The 14,280-nt window shown below is 58.0% G+C and carries 11 protein-coding genes and 1 pseudogene; all 12 read right to left on the reverse strand.

Annotated features, from left to right (window positions below; all coding sequences use genetic code 11):
- Positions 1-392: 392 nt before the first annotated feature.
- Positions 393-923 carry a hypothetical protein gene (locus ACFOSU_RS20895; RefSeq protein ID WP_380691999.1) on the reverse strand — a complete coding sequence of 177 codons (531 nt, stop codon included), beginning with the start codon at positions 921-923 and terminating at the stop codon, positions 393-395.
- Positions 924-1,129: 206 nt separating this feature from the next.
- On the reverse strand, positions 1,130-2,074 hold the full coding sequence (gene dmeF, locus ACFOSU_RS20900; RefSeq protein ID WP_380692000.1) for a CDF family Co(II)/Ni(II) efflux transporter DmeF: 945 nt from the start codon (positions 2,072-2,074) through the stop codon (positions 1,130-1,132).
- A 274-nt stretch (positions 2,075-2,348) separates the two neighbouring features.
- Positions 2,349-4,757, reverse strand: a complete 2,409-nt coding sequence (locus ACFOSU_RS20905; protein ID WP_380692001.1) for a heavy metal translocating P-type ATPase — start codon at positions 4,755-4,757, stop codon at positions 2,349-2,351.
- A gap of 130 nt (positions 4,758-4,887) precedes the next feature.
- Positions 4,888-5,595, reverse strand: a complete 708-nt coding sequence (locus tag ACFOSU_RS20910) for a DUF4396 domain-containing protein (RefSeq protein ID WP_380692002.1) — start codon at positions 5,593-5,595, stop codon at positions 4,888-4,890.
- A 125-nt stretch (positions 5,596-5,720) separates the two neighbouring features.
- The gene (locus ACFOSU_RS20915) at positions 5,721-6,407 is read right to left on the reverse strand and encodes a copper resistance protein B (protein ID WP_380692003.1); all 687 of its coding nucleotides are present in this window, start codon (positions 6,405-6,407) and stop codon (positions 5,721-5,723) included.
- Between the two features lie 115 nt (positions 6,408-6,522).
- Entirely contained in the window at positions 6,523-8,448 is a 1,926-nt protein-coding gene (locus tag ACFOSU_RS20920; RefSeq protein ID WP_380692004.1) for a copper resistance system multicopper oxidase, read from the reverse strand.
- Positions 8,449-8,482: 34 nt separating this feature from the next.
- A complete protein-coding gene (locus tag ACFOSU_RS20925) occupies positions 8,483-9,148 on the reverse strand; it encodes a c-type cytochrome (protein ID WP_380692006.1) in 666 nt (221 codons plus the stop codon).
- An 860-nt stretch (positions 9,149-10,008) separates the two neighbouring features.
- The gene (locus tag ACFOSU_RS20930; RefSeq protein WP_380692007.1) at positions 10,009-10,503 is read right to left on the reverse strand and encodes a UbiA family prenyltransferase; all 495 of its coding nucleotides are present in this window, start codon (positions 10,501-10,503) and stop codon (positions 10,009-10,011) included.
- A gap of 632 nt (positions 10,504-11,135) precedes the next feature.
- Complete coding sequence (locus tag ACFOSU_RS20935) at positions 11,136-11,753, reverse strand: protein-disulfide reductase DsbD domain-containing protein (protein ID WP_380692008.1); 618 nt, start codon at positions 11,751-11,753, stop codon at positions 11,136-11,138.
- 4 nt (positions 11,754-11,757) lie between these two features.
- Complete coding sequence (locus ACFOSU_RS20940; protein ID WP_353250918.1) at positions 11,758-12,927, reverse strand: protein-disulfide reductase DsbD family protein; 1,170 nt, start codon at positions 12,925-12,927, stop codon at positions 11,758-11,760.
- Positions 12,924-13,760: a TVP38/TMEM64 family protein gene (locus tag ACFOSU_RS20945; protein WP_353250919.1), complete on the reverse strand. Its 837-nt coding sequence runs from the start codon at positions 13,758-13,760 to the stop codon at positions 12,924-12,926. Before ACFOSU_RS20945 ends, ACFOSU_RS20940 begins: the two co-directional genes overlap by 4 nt.
- 387 nt (positions 13,761-14,147) lie before the next feature.
- Positions 14,148-14,280, reverse strand: a pseudogene (locus ACFOSU_RS20950) (peroxidase); the annotation flags it as partial.

The raw sequence follows: 14,280 nt of genomic DNA on the forward strand, positions 1-14,280 counted from the left end.
CGAGCGCTTCGGCTTGCGTTGAAGGCTTGCGGCGATCGAAGATACCCACCACCACGCAGCCGACACGCTGCTTTTCCGGGCTGCCACTTTTGACGAGATATTCCAATGTGTTGCTCCTGTAAAACCTAAATTCGCGAGTTTCTGGGAAGTTAGAAAGGTCGTTAGTTAAACTACAAGTGAAGAGGGGCCGGCCTGACGACTGTCAACCCGCGTCTATCGACGTAGTCCGCATATTCGTGCGATCCCTTTTATGCCATCTAGCCACTACCGCGACTGGCTATGCTTGCTCAGTGATATTCAAGAATGGGCTCTGGCCCTACAGAGTAAGCCGTACGATTGCCTTTAATACAGCATCTGGCGCGTCAGCAATAATAAAAGCGCCTGTGTGGAAATCAGCGCGTGAGATTCACATCGGTCTTCGCGTGGAATGTACCGGTCACGCTGCAGCGCCCAATTTTGGCGTCGATGTAGAGCGTCGACGGCTCGTCAATCGGCATGCCATTACTGAATTGAGCGGTGACAGTCGTCGGCTGATCGGTGCAAGTACGCGTTGCTGCCGTGACAATGACATTCTGGAATATTATCGGTACGGTCTGCGATGGATTGGCCGGAATGGCTGTCGCCGGTATGATCGCCTTCCAAGGAAACTCAAATCCCACCAGACTGCAACCGGTGGCGAAATCGCCAGTAGCGGCGCCCCGTGTGACACTCAAGGTGACGTCACCGTCGCTGTCGAGTTCTACGCTACCGGTCAGCGTCAGCGTGCAGCGAAGGTCTTGGCCCAGTCCCGTCAGGTTAGATACGCCTGAGAAGCTATACACTCCGGGTCCCGGATCGAGACGCGCTGCCTCTGCCGGACCAATCGCGGCCAGGGTACAACCCAGTAAGGCTGCGATGATAAAGGTCCGAAACGCGTTGATCATAATCCGTATTCCTGGGCCGTGAAAAGTTCCCGAGGGACAGGCGCAAGCACTGTTAGATCGACTATTGCCCCGCGCAAAACCTGTTTTCCGGCAGCACGAGCTCTGAAGTACGGGCTTCTTCATTTTTATCCCCGAGATTACAGAGTAAACGTGCAAAACGCGTTTAATAATTTGAGTTGTCGTAAGCAAAACAGCTTCCCATCCCATCAAGATGCATGCGCGCGATCGTGTTGACTCGAGCAGGCCTGGACCTCGACAGTCACATGCGCAACTGAAGAATGGGCAGTGGAGATTTTCTCTCGGTAGTGACTCGAGGGCTGGGGGTGGTGTGTCACCACGGCGACAATTACAGCGTAGAGACCGGGTCCGATTGACCAAACATGCAAATCACTCGCAATCTCGTCGTCGATTTCGATCGTGTCTCTAATCGCTCGCTCTAATATTGCATTCTGTCTATCCAGCAAGACCGCTGATGTATCGCGCAACAATCCCCAAGCCCAGCGTGTAACTAGAACCGCGCCCAGAATACCCATCGCCGGGTCCATCCAGTTCCAACCGGCGTACTTGCCGGCGAGTAATGCGAAAATCGCAAGAAGAGAAGTCAATGCGTCGGCAAGTACGTGGAAATATGCGGCGCGCCGATTGTGGTCATGGTCATGGCTAGAGGGGGGGCTGTGCGAATGTCCGTGATCATGGTCGTGCCCGAGTATCCAGGCGGACAATCCATTAACCGCCAAACCCACTATGGCGACGAAAATTGCCGCGTTAAACGAGATTGTCACTGGGTGAATAAAACGCTCGACGCTCTCGGCCGCCATGAACAGGGCAAAGCCCGCGAGCAACACAGCACCGGTGAAACCACCTAGGGCGTTGACCTTGCCCGTGCCGAAACTAAAGTGGGTGCTGTTGGCGTTCTTTCGTGCGTAGGCGTAGGCGAAGACTGCAATGCCCAAAGCCGTCGCATGCGATCCCATGTGGAGGCCATCGGCGAGCAATGCCATCGAGCCATATGACCAGCCCGCGGCGATCTCCCAGATCATCATGACGAGCGTGAGTGCCACTACTATAAGAGTGCGCTTCTCACCGGATCGTTTTTGCTCTTGTCCAAACGAGTGACTGTGCTGCCAAAGACCAATATTATTCTTGTGCATCGATAACTACTCCAAAGATTTGGTCAGACGAACATAACCGGCAATAGGGCACGGATCATTTCGGAAGCAATATTCGTAAACAGTCATCAGCCCCGAGTGTCTATGTCCCGCACGGCAGTCGTGGTCGGGAGCGCACTGCCTACGACTTTGTTTCGCACGAATTCATGTGGACAGCATCTCGCCAGAACTCAGCAACAGTCGATATTCAAGCGCGTTGCGGCAAGTTGGTTGCATGTAGAAACTCAATAATTCCTGTAACGGCCTCGTCACCGATTTAAAGTCGCGACTTGCGTAATCTAAGCGCATTCGTGATGACCGATACGGACGACAGGCTCATGGCTGCTGCTGCAAGCATGGGCGAGAGCAGTGTGCCGATAAAAGGATAAAGAATCCCCGCCGCAACAGGCACGCCAGCCGCGTTATAGATAAAGGCGAAGAAAAGATTCTGGCGAATATTGCTCATGGTTTGTTCAGACAACCGCCTTGCTTTTGCGATTCCACGCAAGTCACCTTTGACCAGCGTTATGCGCGCGCTCTCCATGGCGACGTCCGTGCCCGTGCCCATGGCGATACCGACGTCCGCTTGTGCAAGCGCGGGCGCATCGTTCACACCATCGCCCGCCATGGCGACCTTTTTTCCTTCTTTCTGAAGCTTTTTGACGAACGCATGCTTGTCATCGGGAAGGGCACCGGCGTGGACTTCGTCGATTCCGAGTTCTTTGGCAACTGCGCGAGCCGTCATTTCGTTGTCGCCGGTCAGCATGATCAGTCGCAATCCCGCTTCGTGCAGTATTCGTACAGCTTCGGGTGTCGCTGATTTGACTGGGTCTGCGACGGCCACCAGGCCGGCAAGCGTACCGTCAACGGCGACGATCATGACCGTTTCGCCGCGGCTGCGCCGGTGGTCAGCCGTGTCGGCCAGCGACTGATCATCAATGTCATAGTCGTGCATTAGTCGACTGTTGCCGATGAGTACAGTGTGTCCGCCGACGTTTCCATGCACACCGCGTCCTGTGAATGATTCGAATTCGGAGACGCTCTGCGGCTTGATATCTCGTTCGGCCGCCCCCTCAATGATCGCGCGAGCGAGCGGATGCTCGCTGGCATTTTCGAGCGAGGCCACGAGACGCAGAAATTCAGAGCGTTCGAATTCGCCCACGGTCTCGACCCCGACCAACTTGGGTTTACCCTCAGTCAGCGTGCCGGTTTTGTCGACCAGGAGCACGTCGACCTGTTCCATGAGTTCGAGCGCTTCTGCGTCACGAATGAGGACACCTTCGCTGGCCCCTCGCCCGACACCCACCATCACCGACATGGGCGTGGCCAGCCCCAGCGCACACGGGCAGGCGATGATCAGGACCGAGATTGCCGCGACCAATGCGTAGGCCAATGCCGGCGCAGGCCCGACCAGAGCCCAGACGATAAAAGCGACGGCCGCTGTGCCGACGACGGCCGGCACGAAAATGCCGGCGAACTTATCGGCCAACGCTTGAATGGGCGCACGCGAACGCTGCGCCTTGGCGACCATGTCAACGATACGGGCGAGCACAGTGTCGTCGCCTACGCGATCAGCACGCATGACGAAGCTACCGGCCTGATTGACTGTGGCTCCGGTCACCGAATCGCCGACGTTCTTCTCTTGTGGGATGGGCTCCCCGGTGATCATGGATTCGTCCAGCGTCGACCGGCCTTCGATGATCTCGCCGTCGATCGGTACTTTTTCGCCAGGCCTCACTCGAAGCCGATCCCCAGTCTTGAGCGCATCCAGTGAGACTTCCTCTTCCTCACCGTTGTCCTTGATTCGACGCGCGCTCGGCGGCGCCAGGTCGAGCAGCGACTTCAAGGCCTGCGAGGTTTGCCCGCGTGCGCGCGCTTCCATCACCTGACCGAGCAGGATCAGCGTGATGATCACCGACGCCGCTTCGAAATAGAGGGGTGCGTGGCCCGCGCCGCTCTTGAAGGCGGCCGGCAGCACATCGGGCAATAGCAGCGCGAAGACCGAAAAACCGTAGGCGGCACCGACCCCGAGTGCGATCAATGTCCACATATTGGGGCTGACGTTGACTACCGATTTCCAGGCCCGCTGGAAGGCAAAGCCGCCGCACCAAAGGACGACCGGCGTGGCCAGCGCGAACTGGATCCAGCCGAAGCTGGCGCCGAACAGGTCACGGACACCCAGCGCCGGCAGCATCTCGCCCATGGCCAGCAGTAGTACAGCCGCAGACAGCGGCACACTGAGCCAAAAGCGCCGACGCATGATCTTGAGTTCGCCGTCGTCTTCGTCATTGGCGGACACGGTGGTCGGCTCCAGCGCCATGCCGCACTTGGGGCAATCGCCCGGTGCGTCCTGAACGATCTCGGGGTGCATGGGGCAGGTGTATTGCGTCCGGCGCCGCGGCGGTCCGGACGCTTCCAGGGCCATGCCGCATTTCGGGCAATCACCGGGCGCATCTTCTTCGATCTCCGGGTGCATGGGGCAGATGTACGTGGCGCCGGGCAGGGCCTGCTCGTCCCGCGCATCGACATTCAGAAAGTGATCCGGATCGTCGATGAACCGCTCACGACAGCGCGCACTGCAAAAGTGGTAGCTGCGGTCCTCGTACGCGTATGAATGCGGGCCGTCCGTGTTCACGGTCATCCCGCAGACCGGGTCGTTTTCAGTCGTCGCGTCTGTGGTGCGCATGGCCGTGCTCTGCCGCAATGGCGTGTTGGTTTTGACGAGACACTAAGTCCGTAGTCACATACAGAGTCAAGGTCTGAAACGGCTGTCGGCATGCTGTGCATTCCTCGAGTCGCGATGGTGCGTTCCCCGGTCACATCTTCTCCTTGACGCCGATCCGAATCAGCCACCAGTTGACCGGGTAACTGGTGGCAAAGCCGAACAGCATCGCGATCTGCATCATGAACCAGAACTCGACTGTATTTGTCTTCAGTTCAGTACCCAGAAAGGCCGCAAAGATCCAGAAATGCGCCACGGCCATGAAGCCGTACATACCGATTTGCCATGCGGTGAGTGATAGCGTGTCGGCTTTAACGGCGGCAATCAGACCCTGCCAAGCGGTAACGTCACGCATGGGTTTGATGGTGAAATACTGAAAGGCAATCCCGAAGCCAAAAGCGAAGAGGTAATCAAGAACCCATACTGCGAACATCTTGGTTTCGAACAGCGTGTGCCAACCGAACCAGGTCGCAATGACTGGAAGGGAGAACGCCAGCCACTCCGCACAGATGTCGCCCAAGGTGCAGCCACTTCCACAGTGACTCGAGCCTTTGCCTACCATGGCTGGGTAGGGCGTCGCGGCCGTGTGGTCCTCGACGCCGTCCTGTGCGGCGAGGCGCCCGTAGCGATAGTAGCCCCATACCGCGAAGACCGACCCGAAAAGCGCGGTGACCGGCCAGACCACGTTCATGATCCACATCTTCTGTGGATGCGTTCGCTCGTCCGCTGCGATGATGGAGGCGCAGGCGAATGCCACGAGTAGCGACGCGATGGACAGCCAGTGAAGCCAGTTTGGAATCATGGAGTACCTTATTCTGTCGTTGAACAGCCAGTCATAACGATGTGCCCATGTCGGGCTTGTTTACCGTGTCGAACAGGGAGCGAACGTCGATCCAATTCCGGATCGACACCCGCTCATAGCACCGGCTAGTACCAGGCGCGGACGCCGACCACGAAAGCGGTCGACGATGTCGATTCGCCTTCCGCACGTGCGATGTCCTTGGTATCACCGTATTTTTGTTCCCAGCGCACGCCGATATAAGGCGCAAATTCGCGCCGGATTTCGTAGCGTAGGCGTACACCCATCTCGGTGTTGTTCAGGCCTCTTCCTAAGCCATATTCAGGTGTGTCGCGTGCCGAGGCGTTGATTTCCAGCCGGGGTTGCAGGATCAAGCGCTGGGTGAGCAGCAATTCGTACTCGAACTCGCCACGAAAGCTCACGTCGCCGTCTTCGCTGACGAACAACGCGGTATCGGATTCGAACCAGTAGGGCGCGAGCCCCTGCAGGCCGATGACTGCAAAACCACGGTCCGGATTAGGGTTGACGTCGTAACGCAGACCGACCTGAGCGCCCCAGAACGGACTGATCATTCGGTTGTACAAGGCCTGAAATTCCGTGGATTCCGGCGAGCCGCCGTTGATCGGCCCTTCGCCCTCGGTCTTGAGCCAGAGCTTGTTGAAGTCGCCACCGACCCATCCCTGCGCATCCCAGAGATAGTTATTCGGACCTTCCGGATCTCCATATTCGAGACGGTCGATTTGCACGAACTTATGCAGTTTCTGATCGTTGATCGGCTTGGACCAGGCCACCGGGGCACCGCTGGCGGAATCCATCGGGCCAGCCGGCACTACAGAGTCCAAATCCGACTTGCCATCGGAGGCGGCCTGAACGGCACTGACTGACGCCAGGAAAAGCAAAAGGCTACCGCCGCTACGAAGTAAATAATTGTTAAGCATTCTTATCTCCCGATTGATCACTCACGCGCACGACGCGGAACATGCCCATTTCCATGTGGTAGAGCAGATGGCAGTGAAAGGCCCACCGGCCCGGTTCGTCGGCGGTGATCAGCAGAGATACTCGAGAGCCGGGCATTACGCTGATGGTGTGCTTGAAGGGCAGATAATCGTCCTGCTTGTTCTCAAGCTCCATGAACATGCCGTGCAGATGGATCGGGTGTTCCATCATCGTGTCGTTGACGAGAATCAGTCGGATGCGTTCGCCGTAGGGAAACTCGATCGGCGTGGCGTTCGAGTACTTCACGCCATCGAACGACCACATGTAGCGGTCCATATTGCCTGTTAGATGAACTTCAATGGTTCTGGACGGGTCGCGGCGGTCCTGCATCGGCACGACGTTGCGCAGTTGGCTGTAGGTGAGAACCCGGTGGTTTACATCCTCCAGGCCGGTGCCGCGTTCCCCGAGCCGATAACGCTCGACATTGGCCACCGTCAGATTGCCCGGGCCGTGATGATCCGGGCCATGCTTGGCGATGATCGGTCCCGACTGCTCCATCATCGCGCCAGTGCCCATGCTGCCCGCCATAGCGCCGGTGCCGTGAGCCATCTTTCCCGACATCTTGGAACCGCCCATGTCGTGGTCTTTATGTGACATGCCGGCCGGGCCTTGGCTGCTACCGGACATGTCCATCTGCTTCATCGAGCCATGGCCCATGGAGCCACCGCCCATTTTCATGCCGCCCATGTCCATTTTGCTCATATCCATGCCCATATCGACCATGGTGCGCTGTGGCTGCTCGCGCAGAGCGGGCACAGGTGCCATCATGCCGGCACGCGGAGCCAGCGTGCCGCGGGCATAGCCGCTGCGATCCATGGTTTCGGCCATGATCGTGTACGCCTGATCCGCCTTGGGCTGAACGACCACGTCGAACGTCTCAGCCACGCCTATCTGGAACTCGTCGGTTTCGACCGGTTGGATTTCTTTGCCGTCTGCCGCGACCACCGTCATCGCCAGGCCCGGCAGGCGGACGTTGAAATAGGTCATTGAGGAGGCGTTGATTACGCGCAGACGAATGCGCTCACCAGGGGTGAACAAGCCGGTCCAGTTGGACTCAGGGTGCATGCCGTTCATCAGGTAGCTGTAGGTATAGCCGGTAACGTCGGCAATATCGCGCGGGCTCATGCGCATGTTGCCCCAGGCAAGACGGTCACGCAGTGCAGCCTGTACACCCGACTTTGAGACGTCCTCCATCAGGTCGCCGACCGTTCGCTCGCTGAAGTTGTAGTAGTCGCTCATTTCCTTGAGCTTGGCGAGCAGCCGATGGGGGTCCTCGAAGGTCCAGTCGTTGAGAACGATCACGTATTCACGGTCGGCATTTATGCCATCGTCTTCAGCCGAGTGGATGACGGTAGGACCGGTCTGCCCGACCTGTTCCTGAAGGCCGGAATGGCTGTGATACCAATAGGTACCGGCCTGGCGGACCGGGAAGTCCACCTCGAAAGTATCGCCCGGGTCTATGCCAGGGAAGGCGACGCCGGGTACGCCGTCCATCTGGAAGGGCAACAGGATGCCGTGCCAATGAATGGAGGTGGATTCGTCAAGATGGTTGTGGACCCTCAGGTGCGCGTTCTTGCCCTCCCATAGTTCGAGGATCGGGCCCGGTGTCAAATGGTTGAGTGTGATGGCTGATGCGCGGCCGCCGGCGATATCGATGGTTTCGCGACGCACATGGAAATCCATCACGACATCACGTGGCTTCCCACCCGGGACTTGCGCCGCAGCGGCGTTTAGATGGGAACCGCCGATGCTGCTTCGAGCATAGGCAGGAAGGAGGGCATTAAAACCGGCCAGCAGGCCGGTCGCGCCCATGGCGCGCAGCAAGCGTCTTCGATCACTGTCGTGAGAGTGTCTATTCATGGTGTTCGTTCCTGAATTGATTTGTTGATGCCGTTCATCCGTGCGCGTGCGCATCGTCGTGAGAATCGGATTGGGACGGGTTTTCGTTGTGCCCGCCGTCGGCATGCTCGTCGCCGTCGTCGTGACCCGCGTCGCCGTGTCCGTCTTCGTGACTTTCTCCGTCGTGGTGCCCTATGCCGTCGGCCTTGGCTGTCATCAATAGGCGGTCGTAGTCGGTTTTTGACATGTCGGGCAGCTGCTGAATAAAAGCGGTCATCGCCCACATTTCCTCGTCGCCGTGCGACGCACCCCAAGCGGGCATGCCAGATGCCTTGATGCCGTTCTTGATGACCCAGTAAATCTCGCCCGGCGACATCTCTTTGCCGGCATGAGCCAAGTTGGGTGGGCGGGGATACATACCTTGTGCAGCAACCGAGGGCTTCGCGCCCGGCGGTTCATGACAACCGCTGCACATCGCGTCGAAATTAGCTGCGCCGGCAAGCAATTGCTGTTCACTACCCAACTCAGGCGCTTTGATATCCGCCGCGTGCTGTTCCACGGAGTGGTGGACCGCCGCGGTGAGGACCCAGTGTGTAATCGGCCAGTGTTTGGCGTTGGCGCCAACGTTGTAAGCGCCCGAATAGACCACGCCCGCAGCCGCCAAACCGATGACCAGCCCGCTGACAACCAGGGTTGCCAAGACTGTCTTCCAGACTTTCATTATTTTGTCTCCGTCAAACGGTGACGCTCATGCAGGAACGCTGTCCTCGAAGCCGTCGTTCAGGGCCGAAAAACTGGAATTCCGACGATTCGACTTAGACTTCAGGCAAGCGAACGCAATGCGCTTTCACCACCGTTAACCAAATAGTCGGTGCAACAGGTGCACCGCGTATGTTCAGCTATACGGTCAGAGACGGGGGGCGGTACGGGGGACTGTAGAAGCCGCGCGCGACAGAATCGACAATACGGCTCACCAAGGGCGCAGTGGGAGCTGGCTGCGCATCGCCCGGTGAATGACTATCGATGGCACTCGATGAACAATGACCCATGAACGTGCAACAGCAACGTTCGTGGGTGGGGGATTCATCGTTCATATGCCCATTGGCACTTGAATGCGCGTCCGTCTGCGCGTGGAGATGCGTTGCGGTGGTGACGTCTGTGGACGTATTACCGCTGGTGTGTAGGCAAGAAATTCCCGGTACACCGGCTTGAGCAACCAGTGCTTGGAGCAAAAGAAGTGTGATAAGGAATGCACGCATCTTGTTCAAAATTAGCAGAAAATTGCACGCCTCACAATATATTTCATTGCCCCGCGAACTGGACCGATAGTCACTTATGGGAAGATTCATCACCAACGATGAGATACGAGCCAGAAAGAGAGCAGATCAAATTAAACTCTATTTCGGACTGGCTAACGCACTCGCGCTGAAACCCTGAGTACTTAGCTTGGTCGCAACGAGTGGAAACTCCGCGGCCCGGTGGGCACCTGCTCGAGTTTGCGACTGACTACTAAAAGAGATCGGGGCATTTACGGTGCCCCGATCTGTCTATGCAGGCCGGTGGGCCTCTCTCAATAGTGGATTACTTCTCCGGATGCGGGCCAGCGTGCATGTGCGACTGAGGGTCGACATTTACGTTATCCGAGTAAGGTTTGGTCGCCTCCATTCCGTAATTACTGCTTTTATCCCCATTGGCCGCACTATCAACGGATAAGCTTTGGGGATCTGGCCGGTCATTGTTGCCGTCGAAGTCGTCAGAGCCCATTGTGCCCTCCGTCTCTCCCCGCACATGCGCCATGCCGTGGTCACTCATGGGATGGCCTTTTGTTGCACTGTCGACCGAACCGGCGCCTGGTTCTAGACCCTCGGCATGGGTATCGCTTCCAACGGCTTCGCTGTGTGCGTCGCGGTGGGGGTTCATTCCCTGATCGCTGAGCCGTTCTCCGGACCTGCTACTGTCCGTCGACATCGCTCCGCCGGTATTTGTCTGGGCTGCTGTTGCGGTCACACTAACCAGAGCCATCGCGGCAGCTCCTATCAGCGTATTGAACAGGGAATTTCTCTTTAAATAGTACATGTTCCAATCTCCGTTATAAGACATCCAATGTCTTGAATTTCGTTTCATGATGAACGTTTCGCTATGAGACACGATGGGTGCGTCGATCCAGGCGCTCTGGATTTAGCGGCGCGGCTTCTGTTTCAGAAAAGTGAGACAAAACCGATTGAGGCGGTCTATCTCGCCCATCGCTAAAACTGAGGTGAGCCGTGGCGGGCACAGACGTACCTCAACGGCTGTTTATAGCGTCGGAGAAGGGGGGCGGTATGGAGGGAAAGCGAAGCCGCTTTCGGGTTCATTGCGAACTCGAGTGGCGGTTCTCGAAGCGCGCATGCGCGCCGCTTCGTACACAAAATACTCCGCGCCGATGGCGCTTGCTGTGCAATGACCGACTGTCGCGCAGCGGTCGTGGGAAGTAGTTTGCTCGGTGCCCACAGGATGCTTTGAGGCCGAGGCGGATGGCGCAGCAGAGGAGGCATGTGCCAGCGCATTGTCGTGCGGATTAGCCGCATGGGCATGCGTGGCATCTGGCGCCATAGCCTGTGCCGCTACAGCGACGATTAAGAGAATGATTACGGCGAAGCCACGCATAATCAGAAAATAGAGCCTATCTCAAGATTTTTCAAGGCGTGCGCCCACAATGATCGTAAGAGTCACGGCAGTACTTCGGTAGAAAGCATCGAGGGTGGCAGGCATAGGCCTGAATCATTGCATGCTTGTACTTGCGCCTTGATCTCCAAAGGCCCATCGCTGCTTCGCTCTGGCAGGCTCGCGACGAGATCGGTTCGACCAGAATAAACATGAATGGGCTCATCCAAGCCGACTGATATCTGATCTCCCACCGGATAATCCATAGTGATCGGCAATTGGGTACCGTCGGCAGTGATATGGACCTCCGTAGGGATAAGAAAATCGTATGAGGCTGGGTTCGCGTTGATGTGCCATTGGTCGTCGATAATGAGTTCGACACGAACGTGGCCCGCCTCGCGCGATGCATGAAGTTGAACGAAGCTCGCGCTTGAAAGGCGCTTTGATCTCGAGGGCAACTGGTCACCCACTACGGCGTCGGTAGTCGTACTCTCTTGCGAATATAGATCTGCGATCTCAGTACTCGAAAGGGCGTCTGCCGATGCGGGAACACTGTCGCTGGCGCCGGGATCAAACACGTTTGATTGCGATGGCCACTGCCAATAGAGAAAATAGCCGCCTACGGCTATTGCGCCCAACAGGGGTATGAGCCAGTGGGTGATGAGGTCTTTGCGATCTGCCATGATTTCAATCGGTGCTCGTTTCGATGGCTGCTTTAAGCGTGCTTACAGTGAATAAGTCTGGCAAACGACGATGAATCGAGCCGTCGGCTCTCAAGACGACGGCAAATGGAAGACCGGCCCCTCCGAACGAACGCAGGTAGGCGTCGAGTCGCGCGTCCGGACGCGTGAGATCAGCTCTAAGCAAGCGGATGTTCTTGGCCTGTGCCGATTTCACGATGGTGTCGCTGGCATACACGGTCTGCTCCAGGACTTTGCAGTTGATGCACCAATCGGCAGTGAATTCAATCAGTACCGGATCGCCTGCGGTACGCGCAGCGACTAGTTCAGATCCGGTCAGCGGTCGCCACGCCAGGCGGTCGCCCGCTGTTCCAGCCTGAGTGAATTGGATGGCGAGGGAGGCCGTGGCGAGCGTCGCAAGCACCACGGCGGGTACCAAACGCGCGCCGAACCCCGGACCAATCCATAACGCACGCAACAACCAGAACGTCAGAACGCCAAGCCAGCCACTCCACAGCAGCATTCCAAATCGCTCTGGCCCTACGGTGGTCGCGAAGAAGGTCGCGCCCGCCAGTAGAACGAGGCCCATAACCTGTTGCACGCGTGACAACCACGGGCCACTGCGCGGCACACGTACGATAAGCCCTGGCCGTGCCAGCAGAAGCAGATAGGGCAGAGCCAACCCCACGCCAACTGCTATGAACAGAGCGAAGATCGTGCTGGGTGCTTGGGTCAGTGCGAAAGCCATGACGCCGCCCAGAAACGGGCCGGTGCAGGGGGTGGACAGTATCGCCGCCAACAAGCCGGCCAGATAGGGTTCGGCGTAGCCTGCGCCTTGCACCCGATAAGCCCATTGAGGCGGCTGGAATCCGCGTCCGGCGAGGCTATACACACCGAGCCCTGCAAGCACGGCGGCCAGTGCTGCCCGGAACCATACTGCCTGGAACAGAGTGCCCCAAGTCCAGTTCAACCATGCAGTAGCCAGGGCGAGCGCGCCGAAAAAAGTCAACGTACCGGCAAGCAAAGCGACGCCGGCGAGCAGACGCTCGCGCCTGCCGTTGCCGACAACGCGCCCTATGCTGCGCAGTTTGATTGGCAGCGCGGGAAGCACACAAGGCGTGAGGTTGAGCAGCACGCCGGCAACCGTGGCCAACAATAGATTCGTCGAGATCGTCATCGCGTGGATTGTCCGGGTGAGCGGCCCCGCACGGCGGCCGCCGATCGTCCCGTCTCGTGGCCGCGCGCACGCAATCGCGTAGCCATGTGGACTGCCGCAAAGATAACGACTAGAGCAACACTTGCGAGAATCCAGGCATATACGGGCAATTCAAGCGCCTGACTTCCCAGTACAACGCTGAGGACGGTCAACGGCAATATGCCGAGGCCAGTCGTCCAAAGGAAAGTTAAGCGTGGCACACCGGCTAATCCGGCCGCATAGTTGATCAAGTTGAATGAAACGATGGGTAGCATGCGCGATACCAGCAGGGGCGCAATCCCGATATTTATTGAGAATGCGTCGAGTCGGGTCCGGTAGCGCGACGGGACGAAACGCTCTCGTGCGGCCGGCCCGAGGCCGCGCGCCACCTCGTAGCTCAGGGTCGCGCCGAGCATGGCGCCGAGCCAGGTCACCACGACGCCGATCCATGGCCCGAACACGATGCCGTTGGCGACCGCGATTATCTCGGCTGGGAAAGGCAGGAACGAATGGGCAGCCATCAGACCAACGGACGCGAGCGGCGCCCAGAGGCCGGCTTGCTCCATCAGGACGCGCAAGCCCATGGTGCTGAAATCGATACCCAGCAACCCGTATTCGACAAGGCACCACAAAATCACGATATCGATCCAGAGCAGACTGGCGGTCAGCATCACCGTTACTGCCAACCGAAGACTGTTTGTCGACCCGCGTCTTTTTGTATTTTCCAGCGATGCTCGGAGCGCAACGATCAGAAACATCGATCCGATCGCAGCCAACGCCGTACAAGCCCACAGCATGCCAGCGGTCATTGCCATGGTTGTCTTCCCCGGCGATGACTTGCCATGTGCAACCTAGCGGAAGCATGGGTATATTGGGCGCTCATGCGAACCCATAGGCCGTTGGTTTTGTAAGTCTCGATTCTCGAGGTGGCATCGCCAAAACCGATATCGAGCAATCGATCGTCGGTGGCAAGCGACAAACACGCAATGGTTTTGAGCGGGGTAGCCTCGGTGCTGCACGCCCGCCTCGCATCATATGTCTTCGACAGACGTGCGTATGTGGCAACCATCTGGCTATGCACGCGTAGGTACCTGCTTGAAAGGTGTTCCATTGGACTCGGAATGGCTTCGGCATGGCCCGCGTCGGGGGTACGGCCCTGGCTTCTACCCCCGACGCTTTTGCTCTAATGCGTTACCGGCTCGCTATTTATTCGGCTGCTTAGTCATGCGCAGATAGGGCTTGAGCTCGTTCCAGCCGGCCGGGAACAGCTTCTCGGCCTCTTCATTGGACAGCGCCGGCGACACGATCACGTCGTCGCCGTCTTCCCAGTTGGCC

Source organism: Salinisphaera aquimarina (assembly GCF_042643355.1).
GTDB lineage: Bacteria > Pseudomonadota > Gammaproteobacteria > Nevskiales > Salinisphaeraceae > Salinisphaera > Salinisphaera aquimarina.

Coding starts and splice junctions, on each gene's coding strand:
- ACFOSU_RS20895 (WP_380691999.1), bottom strand. CDS start 923: ATGATCAACGCGTTTCGGACCTTTATCATCGCAGCCTTACTGGGTTGT.
- dmeF (WP_380692000.1), bottom strand. CDS start 2,074: ATGCACAAGAATAATATTGGTCTTTGGCAGCACAGTCACTCGTTTGGA.
- ACFOSU_RS20905 (WP_380692001.1), bottom strand. CDS start 4,757: ATGCGCACCACAGACGCGACGACTGAAAACGACCCGGTCTGCGGGATG.
- ACFOSU_RS20910 (WP_380692002.1), bottom strand. CDS start 5,595: ATGATTCCAAACTGGCTTCACTGGCTGTCCATCGCGTCGCTACTCGTG.
- ACFOSU_RS20915 (WP_380692003.1), bottom strand. CDS start 6,407: ATGGATTCCGCCAGCGGTGCCCCGGTGGCCTGGTCCAAGCCGATCAAC.
- ACFOSU_RS20920 (WP_380692004.1), bottom strand. CDS start 8,448: ATGAATAGACACTCTCACGACAGTGATCGAAGACGCTTGCTGCGCGCC.
- ACFOSU_RS20925 (WP_380692006.1), bottom strand. CDS start 9,148: ATGAAAGTCTGGAAGACAGTCTTGGCAACCCTGGTTGTCAGCGGGCTG.
- ACFOSU_RS20930 (WP_380692007.1), bottom strand. CDS start 10,503: ATGTACTATTTAAAGAGAAATTCCCTGTTCAATACGCTGATAGGAGCT.
- ACFOSU_RS20935 (WP_380692008.1), bottom strand. CDS start 11,753: ATGGCAGATCGCAAAGACCTCATCACCCACTGGCTCATACCCCTGTTG.
- ACFOSU_RS20940 (WP_353250918.1), bottom strand. CDS start 12,927: ATGACGATCTCGACGAATCTATTGTTGGCCACGGTTGCCGGCGTGCTG.
- ACFOSU_RS20945 (WP_353250919.1), bottom strand. CDS start 13,760: ATGGCAATGACCGCTGGCATGCTGTGGGCTTGTACGGCGTTGGCTGCG.